At 62.3% G+C, this 12,047-nt stretch carries 18 protein-coding genes; 16 read left to right on the forward strand and 2 right to left on the reverse strand.

The genetic code is table 11. From position 1 onward, the window contains the following. Window positions 1-47 precede the first annotated feature (47 nt). From IQ35_RS10635 to IQ35_RS10655, 5 genes are read left to right on the forward strand one after another with little or no spacing between them, the layout of a single operon-like run. Window positions 48-353, forward strand: a complete 306-nt coding sequence (locus IQ35_RS10635) for a phage tail assembly protein (protein WP_145073367.1) — start codon at window positions 48-50, stop codon at window positions 351-353. Window positions 354-361: 8 nt separating this feature from the next. Next, window positions 362-496: a GpE family phage tail protein gene (locus IQ35_RS10640; RefSeq protein WP_145073370.1), complete on the forward strand. Its 135-nt coding sequence runs from the start codon at window positions 362-364 to the stop codon at window positions 494-496. Next, window positions 496-2,946: a phage tail tape measure protein gene (locus IQ35_RS10645; protein ID WP_145073374.1), complete on the forward strand. Its 2,451-nt coding sequence runs from the start codon at window positions 496-498 to the stop codon at window positions 2,944-2,946. Before IQ35_RS10640 ends, IQ35_RS10645 begins: the two co-directional genes overlap by 1 nt. 12 nt (window positions 2,947-2,958) lie before the next feature. Beyond that, the gene (locus IQ35_RS10650) at window positions 2,959-3,369 is read left to right on the forward strand and encodes a phage tail protein (RefSeq protein WP_145073376.1); all 411 of its coding nucleotides are present in this window, start codon (window positions 2,959-2,961) and stop codon (window positions 3,367-3,369) included. Further along, the gene (locus IQ35_RS10655) at window positions 3,366-4,373 is read left to right on the forward strand and encodes a contractile injection system protein, VgrG/Pvc8 family (RefSeq protein WP_145073380.1); all 1,008 of its coding nucleotides are present in this window, start codon (window positions 3,366-3,368) and stop codon (window positions 4,371-4,373) included. Before IQ35_RS10650 ends, IQ35_RS10655 begins: the two co-directional genes overlap by 4 nt. On the opposite strand, the gene IQ35_RS10660 is transcribed toward IQ35_RS10655, so the two are convergent. Beyond that, window positions 4,370-5,041, reverse strand: a complete 672-nt coding sequence (locus IQ35_RS10660; protein ID WP_145073383.1) for a hypothetical protein — start codon at window positions 5,039-5,041, stop codon at window positions 4,370-4,372. The genes IQ35_RS10655 and IQ35_RS10660 overlap by 4 nt on opposite strands. Window positions 5,042-5,242: 201 nt before the next feature. Further along, on the reverse strand, window positions 5,243-5,734 hold the full coding sequence (locus IQ35_RS10665; RefSeq protein WP_338420272.1) for a helix-turn-helix domain-containing protein: 492 nt from the start codon (window positions 5,732-5,734) through the stop codon (window positions 5,243-5,245). 71 nt (window positions 5,735-5,805) lie between these two features. On the opposite strand from IQ35_RS10665, the gene IQ35_RS21900 reads away from it, so the two are divergent. The 11 genes from IQ35_RS21900 to IQ35_RS10715 all read left to right on the forward strand — a co-directional run bounded on the left by IQ35_RS21900 (window position 5,806) and on the right by IQ35_RS10715 (window position 12,041). Then, complete coding sequence (locus tag IQ35_RS21900; protein WP_145073389.1) at window positions 5,806-6,159, forward strand: transcriptional regulator; 354 nt, start codon at window positions 5,806-5,808, stop codon at window positions 6,157-6,159. Between the two features lies 1 nt (window position 6,160). Further along, entirely contained in the window at window positions 6,161-6,376 is a 216-nt protein-coding gene (locus IQ35_RS10675) for a hypothetical protein (RefSeq protein ID WP_145073392.1), read from the forward strand. Continuing rightward, entirely contained in the window at window positions 6,373-6,546 is a 174-nt protein-coding gene (locus IQ35_RS21065) for a hypothetical protein (protein ID WP_158636653.1), read from the forward strand. The genes IQ35_RS10675 and IQ35_RS21065 overlap by 4 nt, the downstream gene beginning before the upstream one ends. A gap of 11 nt (window positions 6,547-6,557) precedes the next feature. After that, window positions 6,558-7,061 (forward strand): hypothetical protein, encoded by a 504-nt coding sequence (locus IQ35_RS10680; RefSeq protein WP_145073395.1) that lies wholly within the window; start codon window positions 6,558-6,560, stop codon window positions 7,059-7,061. Next, a complete protein-coding gene (locus tag IQ35_RS10685; RefSeq protein WP_145073398.1) occupies window positions 7,058-7,324 on the forward strand; it encodes a hypothetical protein in 267 nt (88 codons plus the stop codon). Before IQ35_RS10680 ends, IQ35_RS10685 begins: the two co-directional genes overlap by 4 nt. Next, window positions 7,321-7,800, forward strand: a complete 480-nt coding sequence (locus tag IQ35_RS10690; protein WP_145073400.1) for a hypothetical protein — start codon at window positions 7,321-7,323, stop codon at window positions 7,798-7,800. Before IQ35_RS10685 ends, IQ35_RS10690 begins: the two co-directional genes overlap by 4 nt. A gap of 6 nt (window positions 7,801-7,806) precedes the next feature. Next, window positions 7,807-8,142, forward strand: a complete 336-nt coding sequence (locus IQ35_RS21730) for an Ogr/Delta-like zinc finger protein (RefSeq protein WP_145073403.1) — start codon at window positions 7,807-7,809, stop codon at window positions 8,140-8,142. Between the two features lie 105 nt (window positions 8,143-8,247). Then, on the forward strand, window positions 8,248-10,968 hold the full coding sequence (locus tag IQ35_RS10700; RefSeq protein ID WP_158636655.1) for a toprim domain-containing protein: 2,721 nt from the start codon (window positions 8,248-8,250) through the stop codon (window positions 10,966-10,968). A 17-nt stretch (window positions 10,969-10,985) separates the two neighbouring features. Further along, window positions 10,986-11,414 carry a hypothetical protein gene (locus tag IQ35_RS10705; protein ID WP_145073409.1) on the forward strand — a complete coding sequence of 143 codons (429 nt, stop codon included), beginning with the start codon at window positions 10,986-10,988 and terminating at the stop codon, window positions 11,412-11,414. Window positions 11,415-11,547: 133 nt separating this feature from the next. Further along, complete coding sequence (locus IQ35_RS10710) at window positions 11,548-11,790, forward strand: DUF2312 domain-containing protein (protein WP_145073412.1); 243 nt, start codon at window positions 11,548-11,550, stop codon at window positions 11,788-11,790. After that, window positions 11,790-12,041 carry a hypothetical protein gene (locus IQ35_RS10715; protein WP_158636657.1) on the forward strand — a complete coding sequence of 84 codons (252 nt, stop codon included), beginning with the start codon at window positions 11,790-11,792 and terminating at the stop codon, window positions 12,039-12,041. Before IQ35_RS10710 ends, IQ35_RS10715 begins: the two co-directional genes overlap by 1 nt. Window positions 12,042-12,047: the final 6 nt, after the last annotated feature.

Raw genomic sequence — 12,047 nt, forward strand, 5'->3', positions numbered from 1 at the left:
TTTCCGGCGGGCGGCCCATTTTCCATATTTGAACGGGGAAACCGCCCATGACTGACCAGCCTATTCTTTCCGAAGTCATCGACCTCGACACGCCCGTGCAGCGCGGGGAAACGCGCATTGCTTTCGTCCAGATGCGTAAACCCGGCGCGGGCGAACTGCGCGGCCTGTCGCTGGTCGATCTGGGGCAGCTGAAGGTGGATGCGCTGATCAAGATCATTCCCCGCATTTCCATCCCCACCATCAACGAAGCGGAGGCGGCCAATCTGGACCCTGCCGACCTGCTCGCCTGTGGCGCGGCGATCGGCGGTTTTTTGTTGCAGAAGTCGCAGCGTGCGGTTGTCCTCGATTCGTAGAAGACGCGATGGCGGACGTGGCGGTCATCTTCCATTGGCCGCCCGCCGCCATGGACGCCATGTCGTTGTCCGAACTGATGGGCTGGCGCGAACAGGCCGCCCGACGATCCCGCCCGCCTGACCCGCCCAAGAAAAAACGCTGATGGCTGACCGCAATCTTCGCCTGCAATTGATCCTTGAGGGGCTTGACCGCGTGACAGCGCCCCTCAAGTCCATCACCAATGCGTCATCGGCCGCGCGCCGTGATCTGGCCGAAACGCAAAAGCAGTTGAAGGCGCTGGATGCGCTTCAGCAGCAGGTCAGCAAATATAAGGCGACGGAAAGCCGCTATGCCGCTGATACGGCGAAGATGGAGGAAAACCGGCAGAAGCTCGCCGCGCTTCGCAACGAACTGGAAGCGACCGAAAAACCGACGAAAAAGCTGCGGTCGGAATTTGAGCGCGCCCAGAAGGAGACGGCGCAGCTATCCGCCCGCCTCGATGCCGGCGGCGCGGAATTGCAGCAGCTGTCGGCAAAGCTGGGCGCGGCGGGAATCGACGTCGCGGATCTGGCGCGGCATGAGGATCGGTTGGCGTCCCAGACCCATGAAGCCAACCAGGCGCTGAAAAAGCAGACGGCCCAGCTGGATAAAATGGGCAAGGCCAAAGCCAATTCGCAGAAGATGAGCGACATCAGCGCGAAGGCGACCGGCGTCGGCCTCGGCATGATCGGGGCGGGCACCGCTGCCGGTGTGCCTGTCGTCATGGCGACCAAGCAGGCGATGACGCTGGAAAGCGCCATGGCCGACGTGTCGAAAGTGACCAACATGGTCCCGGCGCAGATCGCGCAGATGTCGAATGACTTCATCGACATGAGCGAGAAAATCCCGATGGCCGCCAACGAACTGGCGACCATCGCGGCCGCCGCCGGTGCCGCAGGCGTCGGCATGGACAAGTTCGGCAAACCGATGCGCGACCAGCGGCGGCAGCTGCTGGAATTCACCAATGACGCCGCCGAGATGGGCGTGGCCTTCGACATGACGGCGGACATTGCGGGCGAAACCATGGCCAAATGGCGCACGGCCTTCGAACTGCCGCAGGCGGGCGTCCGCGCGCTGGGCGACCGCGTCAATGCGCTGACCAACACCTTCGGCGGCAAGGCGGCCAATGTGACCGACATCATCACGCGCATCGGCCCGCTGGGCAAGGTCGCGGGCCTTGCCGCGCCCCAGATCGCGGCGCTGGGGTCCACGCTCGATTCCATCGGCGTGCCCAGCGAGATCGCCGCCACCGGCATCAAGAACACCATGCTGGCGCTCACCAAGGGCAGCGCGGCGACGAAGGCGCAGCAGGCATCGTTTCAGGCGCTGGGACTGGAAGCGACGGACGTCGCCAAGCGGATGCAGAAGGATGCCGCGGGCACGATCGTCGATGTCATGGAGCGGATCGGGAAACTCGATCCCGACAAGCAGGCGGGGCTGATGACCAAATTGTTCGGATCGGAAAGCGTGGCGGCGATCTCACCGATGCTGACCAATCTCGACGGGTTGAAGCAGCGCCTTTCCCTGGTCGGCAATGAAAGCGCGGTCGCCGGGTCCATGCACGGCGAATTCCTCAATCGCATCGCCACGACAGAGGGGGCGACGGGCCTTGCCACCAATGCGCTATCGGGCCTCAACATCACCATGGGCAATGCGCTGTTGCCCACCGTGGTCAAGGTGTCCGAGGAGGTCCGCACCGCCGCCAGCGGCCTGCGTAAATGGGCGCAGGAACATCCCGGCATCGCCAAGGCGATCATGATCTTCGTCGGCGCTGGATCGGCGCTGTTGATTTTGCTCGGCGGCATGGCGCTGGCCTTTGCCGCATTGACGGCCGCCGCCGCGCCGCTGGGCATTGCGCTTGGTCCATTGCTGCTGATCGTCGCGGCCATCGCCGCCGTGGCGGCCGCCGCCTATATGATCTATGACAATTGGGGCGCGATATCGGCGTGGTTCGGCAATCTTTGGTCCGGTATCAAATCGGTTGTCAGCAGCGCGTTCGATTTCATCGTCAACGCTTTCCTGAACTTCACGCCACTGGGGCTGCTGATCCGCGCCTTCATGCCTGCGATCAACTGGCTTCGCTCGCTCAACTTCGGAGAGATCGGCCGCAATCTCATTCAGGGCCTCATCAATGGTATCACCGGGATGCTGGGGGCGCTGAAAAACACCATCGTCAACGCCGCCAGTTCCGTCGCCAACTGGTTCAAGTCGAAGCTGGGCATCAAATCGCCCTCCCGCGTATTCATGGGGCTGGGCGGCTTCGTCATGGAGGGACTGGATCAAGGGCTTGCCGCGAACACGTCCGGTCCATTGTCGCGCATCACCGATCTGTCGGGCCAGATGACCCGCGCGCTTGCGGTGGGCGCTGGCGGCGCGGCCATGGCCGCCGCCGCGCCTGCGGCGGCGCAGGGACAGGCGGGCGCGGTGGGAGCAGCTGCGCCCGCGCCAGTGACCTATGCGATCAGCATCACCGTGAAGGGGGCGGGCGACGGCGAGGATATAGCCGAACAGGTTCGCAAGGCGATCGAGGATATCGAGCGGCGCAAGCGCGGTCGCGGCTTTGGCGATTTTTGAGGAAGGGCCACGATGTATCTTCTAGCGCTGGGCATGTTCATCTTCGAGATCGGCACGCTCGCCCATGACGATCTGCAGCGCAAGACGGACTGGAAGCATGCGCGTTCCGACCGCGTCGGCGCGATGGCGGCGACGCAATATGTCGGGCCGGGGGACCAGACCGTCAGCCTTGCCGGATCGGTCTATGCCGAAATCACCGACGGGCGCGTCTCGCTGGCGGAACTGGAGGAAATGGCCGCGCAGGGCGATGCATGGCCGTTGGTCGACGGCACGGGCCGCGTCTACGGCGACTTCGTCATCACCGCGATCGATGAACGCCATGCCCATCTGATGGCGGATGGGCGCGCGCGCCGGATCGACTTCGGCATCGATCTGCTGCGCGTGGACGATCCTGCCGCCGCCGGTGGCGCGGCGTTCGCATGACCGGCATCAACAATTTCGCGGACTGGCGCGTCACGCTGGATGGCAAGGATTTGACCGACCGGCTGCGCCCGCGCCTCATTTCGCTGTCCCTGTCGGAAAAACGCGGCGACGAAGCCGACGAACTGGATATTGCGCTGCATGACAGCGACGGCCTTCTGGCGATCCCGAAGGAAGGTGCGCTGCTGCGCGTGTCGCTGGGCTGGCGTCAGGGCCGGGACGTCACCATCGGCCTGGTCGACAAGGGCAGTTTCAAGGTGGACGATGTCACCCATAGCGGCCCGCCCGATGTCATCAGGATTCGGGCGCGGTCGGCCGACTTCACCAGCGAGATACGCAACCGGCGCGAACAGAGCTGGCATGAAACCACGCTGGGAACCGTGCTGTCGGACGTCGCGGGGCGCAATGGGCTGACGCCGCGCATCGCGTCCGATCTGGCCGCCGTCGCCGTCCCGTCGATCAGCCAGAGCAGGGAAAGCGACATTGCCTTTCTTCGCCGCCTCGGCCGCGAGAATGACGCGGTGGCGACAGTCAAGGATGGCCACCTTATTTTCGCGCGGAAGGGTGCGGGCGCGGCAGCCAGCGGCAAGGCGTTGCCCTCGCTCACGCTCACCCGCCGGAATGGCGACGGCCATTCATGGCAGCGGCAGAAGCGCGACGGGCAGGAGGGCGTGACGGCCAGTTGGCATGACAAGGGCGCGGCGAAGCGAAAAAGCACGACCGTGGGCAAGAAGGACGGCGCGAAGAAGCTGCGGAAAATCTATGCGGACGAGGATTCGGCCAGGCGCGCCGCCAGCGCCGAAAATGACCGGCTGAAACGCGCCCCAGCCACGCTGGACCTGAAACTGGCGCTCGGCCGCCCCGACGCCTATCCCGAAGCCCGCGTCACCGTGGCGGGATTCAAGGACGAGATTGACGGGGCGACATGGCTCATCACCGAAGTGACGCACAGCCTGGACAAGGGCGGCGGATATGTCACCGCCCTGAAGATGGAGATTGCGCCCTAGCCACCAGCCTTCGTGCAGAACAGCGGACTCGTCGGCCTGTTTTGGCGGCAATAGGTGTTGATACCTTCACGAGCCGGAACCCGCACTTCGATATCGTCGGCGAACTCCAGCAGTCCTTCCGGCGCGATCTTGCCATACTCGACCAATTTCAATTCCGCTGTCTTCATGCGGAATTCCAGCACCTTTCCGCGCGTCTCCTTCCCATGACCATCGATCAGCGGCGCGGTAAACCAGAAATTGACGGTTTCGATGGACGCGGGCAAATCGCTGGCTTCATTTTTGATAGCCTGCCCGGCGGCCTTCAAAACCAGCGCGGCATGTTTGGTCAGATCACCGTCACTCCACATCTGATCGAGATTGACCTTGATGCTGGCATGGCGCGTCGCCAGATATGCCTGCACTTCGGCGATCTGGGGATCGGCCGCTCTGACCGTCCCCGCTTCCGGTGCGGGCCGCCTTCCCGCCGAAGCGTTCGCCAGATCGGGTGATGGAGCGGGGATGACGATGGCGGTCATCACAAACAAGGCAAATGCAACACCGATGCCTGCCAGCGCCCTCCTGCGCGTCGGCATACCCAGTCTGGGCAGGGGCTTGAACATCGCGATTACGGACGCACCAAATGCCGCGAGCGATCCCAGCAATGCGACGCCCGCTATTAAATCACGCATAATTCACCCCTCTCTATGGCCACGACGCAAATAGCCCAACCGGAGGCGGCAATGTCCATCGATTCGTTTGCGTAATGTTCATAATTTTGCGTCAACGCAAACGGAACGAATAGAGAACAACGGAGATTAGGATATTGCAAAACTTCAGAAAATCGCCCGGCTGCGCCTTTGCCTGTGCGCGATGCTCGATCCGCTGCGCGACTATCGCAGCTGTGCGGGACGAGCTTTTCCACGAGATCGCGGCACTTTCCGAGCAACAGGAGCGCCGGAATTGTCCAACGCGGGCGCGGCGAATCCTATCGCTGCGAAGCCAGATGGCAGCCGCTCAGCAAGAATTTGCGCGGCTTCTTCCCGTGTCGCTTCAGCGGGCACCAGCGCCAGCAGGCTTTGGAACATTTCAGCCAAATCTGCTGCACTAGGTAGGATAACTGGAAGAGATATCGTTTGGGACGTCCTGCGCGGGGCGTCAGCGACTTCCTCATCATGTTGATTGCCGCGAAGCCATTCAATGTCGACGCCAAGCGCTGTGGCAATATCCGGCAGAAACCTCGACCGAAGCGTTCTCCCCAATAGGATTTGGCTGATCGCGCCTTGCGTGCAACCGACCGCTGCAGCCAACGCCTGTTGGTCTAACTGGCGGTCGGCCATCGCTTTGCGGAGTCGGGATGCCAAAGTGTTCATTGAAACTGACATAGCCAAAAAATATTAGCTGCCTCATATAGATTGCTATTGCATGGATAATAGATAGCTATTATTCCGGCCTCATGTTCGACGCAAACCACAACCCCGGATGGCAAATCGAAGCGCACGAAGCGTTCGCGGAAGCCTTGCGTATCGCGGGAGGGCAGGGACCGCTCGCCAAGATATGTCCCTGCACACAGGGTAATATTTCGCAGCTTGTGCGCCGTGGCTCGCTGCTCCCCAGCCGCTTCGTCCTGAATGTTGAGGCGGGCACTGGCGTGTCGCGCCACCGCCTTCGTCCTGACATCTATCCCGATCCTTCCCCGATCAGTTTCGGCGGCTCGTGCAATGCGCCGGCCACGCCCTTTCTAGACCCGTCATCCCTGCCTGTCCGGTTCAATCCGCAGGCCAGTTTGAACCGAAAGGACCATGCCTGAGATGGCCAGCCCTCTTGAAATCATCGCGCGGCGCGAAGCCGAACTGGACGACCTCTCACGGGCGCGCAGCCTGTCATCGGCAGAGGTAGCGGAGGCTGAACGCCTCAAGGCCCGCAAGCGCGTCGTTTTGCTGCGGCTCCCCCGTCAGATCGCAGCGACCGAACGCAAGCTGGAGCGCCTGCGCAGCATTTATGCCGACGCGCAGGTGGCAGCATGAAGAGCGCCCATCACCCTCGGCAGCTGCGCCCATATCAGCGCGAATGGCTGGAACAGGTCGACGCCAACGACAGTCGGATTCCCCAGCCCTATCGCTGGCATCATCATGTCATCTTCATCGCCTCCACGCTCATGCTGCTCTGGCTCGCGCTTGGAGCGCTGCCGGGATGAGGGTCCAGGCCATGTCCAGCGCCCTGCGGGCGACATTCACCTTGCGGGAGGCGCGGGCATTGCAACGGCTTGTCCAGGCCGGTGCCGCTGCCTTGAACCATTTGGCTCCCGACCAGTCGGACGAAATCATCGCCATGCTCGACATCGGCATCCACGATGTCGCGACGAAACAGGCCGACGCCCGCGCCCGCAAGAAGGTGAAGGAACAGCGGCCCGTCTTCCCGCCGATGATCAATATCGATATCGACGGCTACGCGATCAGCGCCGAATTGGGCGATTGGGTCGATATCAGCACCGATCCCGATTATTCCGTATGGGGCGCAGTGACGCCGGAGCGCGAAGCGGGCCAGCATGAAATCCGCCGCAATGCGTGGCGCGTCCACGTCCTCAATCCCGACCGCTACGGACCGCTTCATCTGGCCTATGGCTGCACCGCAGCCGACAGCCGCGACGAGGTCGAGGAACTGGCGACCAAATTGGTTGACGGCATCCGCCGCGAAAGGCGGGCGGCATGAACCGCGAAAGACGCAAGGAAATTCTTGGCATCATCGCCTCTCTTGAAGACCTCGCGATGCAGATCGGGACGATCGTGGAAATGATCGACGGCGCAAAAAGCGACGAGGAAGAATATCGGGACAACATTCCCGAAAATCTACAGAGGAGCGAACGCTATTATCGCGCGGAGGCCTCTGCGGAAGCCCTGTCCAGTGCCTATGATGAAATAGAAGCCTTCGACTTCGAGGCTGTAATTTCGTCGTTGCGTGAGGCGATGGAATGACCAAGGTCCGCGCATCCCTATCCTTTGCCGCTGCCGTCTATGAAATCGGCTCGCACATAGGCTGGCGCGCTGCGGCCCACCTGACGCGCCGTGGCGAACGGGCGGTCCGGCACTGGAGCGACGGCGACAGGAAAGCCTCTCCCTCGCTGGAGCAGGCTTTCGCCCTCGACCGCGCCTATGTCGATGCGGGCGGCAAATATCCGCCGATCCTCACCAGCTACGCGCGCCGCTTCGATATTGAATTGGTGCCCGTCGCACCGTGCCGGTCGGAACTGACCGACGATATCGCAGAGGCAGCCCGCGAAAGCGGCGAGGCCGTCAGCGCCAGCATCCTATTGGTCCACGACCGCGTGACATTGGCCATCGTGGACCGAGCCATTGAGGAAACGGAACAGGGCATGGGTTCATTCACCCGCCTGATCCGGCGGCTCAAATCGTTTCGGTCGGCAATGGTGCCGGTCCGATCTTGCGGGTGAGGGCAAATGCAAAGGTCGAAAACAGGGGTCGTTAAACGTGGCACGTCAATCAACTGCCCCCATTGCGGGCAACCTTCGCTGGTCAGGAAGAGCAGCCAGATTTCGCCGCTGGTGCGGGAATCGAGCCATATCTGCACGAATGACGAATGCTGTCATGTGTTCATCGCGCAATTGGCGATCATTCGCACGATCGCGCCCAGCATCAATCCGAAGCCGGACATCATCATCCCGTTCGGCAATCCGAACCTGCGCTGGAATCGCCGGAAATCGGACGACGATCCTCCACCCGTTCCCGCCAATGACGACCAGGGCGGCCACGTCAGCCCGCACAGGCAGGCCTGACGGCTAAACTGCCGCGCCGATCCGATCGGCATCCGCTCGACCCGGCACACCCGCCGCCGGGAACGCTATCTCTTTGCCCTCGAAAGTCCCCGTTTTCCCATGCAGATGCGCGACGATACACGCCGTGAATTGCTCTCACTCCTGAAGCGCGACTTCAAATGGAAGAGAGAGAAGGGCGATTGGCTGCAGGGCGGCAAATGTCCTGACTGCGAACGCCACGAAGTGTTCGCGCGCGCCGATAATCCATGGGTGGTCAAGTGCGGCCGCCTCGATCGCTGCGGATGGGAGAGGTCCGTCCGCGACCTCTATCCCGAAATATTCGACAGCTGGTCGAACCGATACGAGAAAACGGAAAAGAACCCGACCGCCGCCGCCGACGCCTATCTCAGTCAGGCGCGCCGCCTCGACCTCATGGGGATGCGCGGGGCCTATACGCAGGAATCCTTCTTCGACCCGGCCCGCAAGATCGGGTCCGCCACCGTCCGCTTTCCGCTCCCCGGCGGGTCTTGGTGGGAACGCATCATCGATCAGCCTGGTCGTTTCGACAAGAAAGCGAACTTCGCGGCGGGGAAAAGCTATCGCGGACAGGCATGGCATCGGCCCGACGTTACCATGGACGATTTCGCCGCGGCTAAGTCGATCTGGTTCGCCGAAGGCATTTTCAATGCTTGGGCGCTGGAACAGGCGGGCCAGCGCGCCGCGTCAACCATGTCATGCAGCAATTATCCCGGCGAGTTTCTGAAGGCGCTGCGCCTGCACATCGCGGGATCTGATAAACCGACAACCTTCCCCAAGATCATCTTTGCCTTTGACGCCGGTGCAGCGGGCACCCGCAAAACCCGCGAATTCGTCAAGCTGGCGCAGGACGAGGGATGGGAAGCATCCGCCGCGCAGCCGATGGCCGAAGATGAAGACGGCAACAAGCTGGACTGGAATGATCTTCTCGGCCTCGATCGGCTGACCGACAAGCACCGGGCCGATTATCTCTGGCATGGCGACGTGCTGCTGGCGCCAACGGCGCAGGACAAAGCCTTTCTGCTGTGGGACCGTTACCGCTGGAACAGCTTCCATTTCGTATTTCGCGCCCGCACCTATTGGTGCGCGATCGACGCCAGCACCGTGCAGGAGAAGATCGAGGAATATCGCCAGCAGCAGACGCGCAAGCTGGCCGACATCGACCGGGACGAGGAACAGCGCATCCGCATGGAGGCGTCCCGCGAAGCCCTCATGGTCGAGGAAATCGCCAACTGCGCCTTTCGCGTCCTGTATCGGCAACGGGACGAGGCGACCGACGAAACGAAATATTTCCTCGCGATCGACTTCCCCAGCGACAGGAAGGCGTCGATCAAGGGCGACTTTACCGCCGCCCAGCTGCGTAAAGCCTCCAATTTCGAAGATCGCCTGTTCGCCTTCGGTGGCGTGTGGACCGGCAACGGCCATCAGCTGACCCGCATCCTGCAAAAGCAGACGCCGGATTTGCCGGACGTCCGCCCGCTCGGCTTCACCGGATATTGCCGCGATGCGAAAGCCTATGTGTTCGGCGATATCGCCGTGGCGGAAGGGCGTGTCTATCGCCCCAATGACGATGATTTCTTCCAGATCGGCAAGCAGGCGCTCAAGCTGGGCACGTCCGAACGGCTGCTCGACATCGACTATGACGCCGACAGCCTGGACACCAGTTGGCTTGAGGATTTGTGGGCGGCCTATGGTGCAAAGGGCATCGTCTGCCTGACCTTCTATTTCGGCTCCCTCTTTGCGGAACAGGTCCGCATAGAGATGAAATCCTTTCCCTTCCTCGAAATGCACGGCCTTCCCGGCACCGGCAAAACCACGCTGGTCGAATTCCTGTGGAAGCTGCTCGGCCGCGAAAATTACGAAGGCTTCGACCCCGCCAAGGCGACCCCGGCGGCCATGGCGCGCAACCTGGGCAAGGTCGGCAATCTGCCCGTCGTCCTGATCGAGGGCGACCGCCGCGAGGAAGCCAGCCACGCCCGCAAGTTCGAATGGGAGGAACTGAAGACGGCCTATAATGGCCGCACGGTTCGCGCGCGCGGTGTGAAGAACAGCGGCATGGAGACATTCGAACCGCCGTTCCGGGGCGCGATCGTCATCGAGCAGAATGAGCCGGTGAACGCGAGCCGCGCGATTCTTGAACGCATCATGTCGCTCGGCTTCGATATGTCCAACTGGTCGCCCGCGACGAAGGTCGCGGCGCAGAACCTCGAACAATGGCCGATCGAGAAGATATCCGGTTTCATCATCCATGCCGCGCGGCGCGAAAGCGCCATCATGGCGCGTTTCCGTCAGGCGTTCGCACAATATGAAGCCGAACTGCTTTCGCTGCCGGAAGTCCGCACCAACCGCCTCGCCAAGACGCATGGCCAGCTGCTCGCCTTCCTCGACGCGCTCCGCGAGATAGTCCCGCTTACCGAAGCGCAGCAGGCCGACGCCGCCCGCATGATCGTGCAGATGGCGAAGGAACGTCAACAGGCGGTCAACAGCGAAGACCCGATCGTCGCGCTGTTCTGGGAACGCTTCGACTATTTCGAAGAAAACGAGCTTTCCACCCAGACCGATAACCGCATCAACCATCACCGCCGCGCCGCAGACGGGATGATCGCGGTGCGTCTGAACGAGATGGAGGCCCGCTGCGCTGAACGTCGCCTCAGCCTGCCCACCCATGCCGAACTGATCCGCGCGCTCAAAACCTCGAAGGCGCGCCGATTTATCGAAGTCACGACCGTCAACTCCCGCAACGAAAATGCCCCCGCCGTCCGCTGTTGGGTCTTTCACGACTCATCGCGCGCGGTGGTCGGCCGATCCTGAGCATGAAAGGACGAACCATGCGAGACGTTCCCTCCCTCCTGTCCATGTTGGCCACGCCCGAACCGCCTAAGCCCGTCATGATGCCTTGGGATTATGTCCGGCTGCGCCGTAAGTCTGCTCGCCTGTCGATCGCCGAAGTCGCGCGGCCCTATTGGCACCGGCCAGAGCATCAGGCCGATGTCGAACGCAATGTCGCGGGGTTGGAGCATCCCGGTGTCCGTGGGCAATGGAATGTGAACCTGTCCCGCGCCATGCCCTTTTCGGCGGACGTCTACCGCCAGCTGGCCGACCTCCCGCCCGAACAGCATCCCCGGCTTTGCACCGGCTGCGGTTGGGATGAATTCACCAGCCAATATGACACCAACGGCGACGACGTGACATGGTCACGCGAGAATGAGGCCCTGTGCACCCGCTGCGAGCAGATCGCGGCCAGGGAGGCGCGCTGATCATGCGCCGCCGCAATCGCTCCGCCATTCATCCCATGACCTGCGCCTGCGCCCACTGTGCGCCGCACAGGCCGCGCCTCGCGCGCCTTCTCTCCGCCTGCCTCCAATTTTTTAACCGCTGAAAGGAATTTCCATGTCCCACGATAATGCAGCAGCCGAAGACCTGCGTAACGGCATCGAGCGCATCGAGCGTCTCGAAGAAGAAAAGCAGGGGATCAGCGACAACATCAAGGAGGTCTACGCCGAATACAAGTCCAAGGGCTTCGACACGAAGACGATGCGCTCCATCGTTCGCTTGCGGAAGGTGGAACGTCACGCCCGCTTGGAAGCTGATGCCTTGCTCGAAACCTATAAAAACGCGCTGGGGATCGATTGATGGTCGCCGCCCGCAAGCCCGCCCAGCGCACCTGCGATGCGCCGGGATGCACGGTCCCGGTCCGTCGCGGCATCCTCATGTGTCGCCCGCACTGGTTCCAGCTTCCCCAGCCGCTTCGTCAGGCGATCAGCCAGACATGGCGCGCCGGCCAGGTCAGGGCATGGTCGGCCAACTGCCTAGAAGCCCGCCGGTTCCTCGCGGAAAATACGCCCAGCGCCGTCGCTGACCGCATCACCGGGGATCGGTCATGACCAAAG

Origin of the sequence: Sphingobium wenxiniae (assembly GCF_007830065.1) — a bacterium.
In the GTDB taxonomy this organism is placed as follows: Bacteria; Pseudomonadota; Alphaproteobacteria; order Sphingomonadales; family Sphingomonadaceae; genus Sphingobium; species Sphingobium wenxiniae.

Bases quoted from the DNA above. Each gene is read 5' to 3' on its own strand.
- IQ35_RS10635 (WP_145073367.1), top strand. From the start codon at position 48: ATGACTGACCAGCCTATTCTTTCCGAAGTCATCGACCTCGACACGCCC.
- IQ35_RS10640 (WP_145073370.1), top strand. From the start codon at position 362: ATGGCGGACGTGGCGGTCATCTTCCATTGGCCGCCCGCCGCCATGGAC.
- IQ35_RS10645 (WP_145073374.1), top strand. From the start codon at position 496: ATGGCTGACCGCAATCTTCGCCTGCAATTGATCCTTGAGGGGCTTGAC.
- IQ35_RS10650 (WP_145073376.1), top strand. From the start codon at position 2,959: ATGTATCTTCTAGCGCTGGGCATGTTCATCTTCGAGATCGGCACGCTC.
- IQ35_RS10655 (WP_145073380.1), top strand. From the start codon at position 3,366: ATGACCGGCATCAACAATTTCGCGGACTGGCGCGTCACGCTGGATGGC.
- IQ35_RS10660 (WP_145073383.1), bottom strand. From the start codon at position 5,041: ATGCGTGATTTAATAGCGGGCGTCGCATTGCTGGGATCGCTCGCGGCA.
- IQ35_RS10665 (WP_338420272.1), bottom strand. From the start codon at position 5,734: ATGTCAGTTTCAATGAACACTTTGGCATCCCGACTCCGCAAAGCGATG.
- IQ35_RS21900 (WP_145073389.1), top strand. From the start codon at position 5,806: ATGTTCGACGCAAACCACAACCCCGGATGGCAAATCGAAGCGCACGAA.
- IQ35_RS10675 (WP_145073392.1), top strand. From the start codon at position 6,161: ATGGCCAGCCCTCTTGAAATCATCGCGCGGCGCGAAGCCGAACTGGAC.
- IQ35_RS21065 (WP_158636653.1), top strand. From the start codon at position 6,373: ATGAAGAGCGCCCATCACCCTCGGCAGCTGCGCCCATATCAGCGCGAA.
- IQ35_RS10680 (WP_145073395.1), top strand. From the start codon at position 6,558: ATGTCCAGCGCCCTGCGGGCGACATTCACCTTGCGGGAGGCGCGGGCA.
- IQ35_RS10685 (WP_145073398.1), top strand. From the start codon at position 7,058: ATGAACCGCGAAAGACGCAAGGAAATTCTTGGCATCATCGCCTCTCTT.
- IQ35_RS10690 (WP_145073400.1), top strand. From the start codon at position 7,321: ATGACCAAGGTCCGCGCATCCCTATCCTTTGCCGCTGCCGTCTATGAA.
- IQ35_RS21730 (WP_145073403.1), top strand. From the start codon at position 7,807: ATGCAAAGGTCGAAAACAGGGGTCGTTAAACGTGGCACGTCAATCAAC.
- IQ35_RS10700 (WP_158636655.1), top strand. From the start codon at position 8,248: ATGCGCGACGATACACGCCGTGAATTGCTCTCACTCCTGAAGCGCGAC.
- IQ35_RS10705 (WP_145073409.1), top strand. From the start codon at position 10,986: ATGCGAGACGTTCCCTCCCTCCTGTCCATGTTGGCCACGCCCGAACCG.
- IQ35_RS10710 (WP_145073412.1), top strand. From the start codon at position 11,548: ATGTCCCACGATAATGCAGCAGCCGAAGACCTGCGTAACGGCATCGAG.
- IQ35_RS10715 (WP_158636657.1), top strand. From the start codon at position 11,790: ATGGTCGCCGCCCGCAAGCCCGCCCAGCGCACCTGCGATGCGCCGGGA.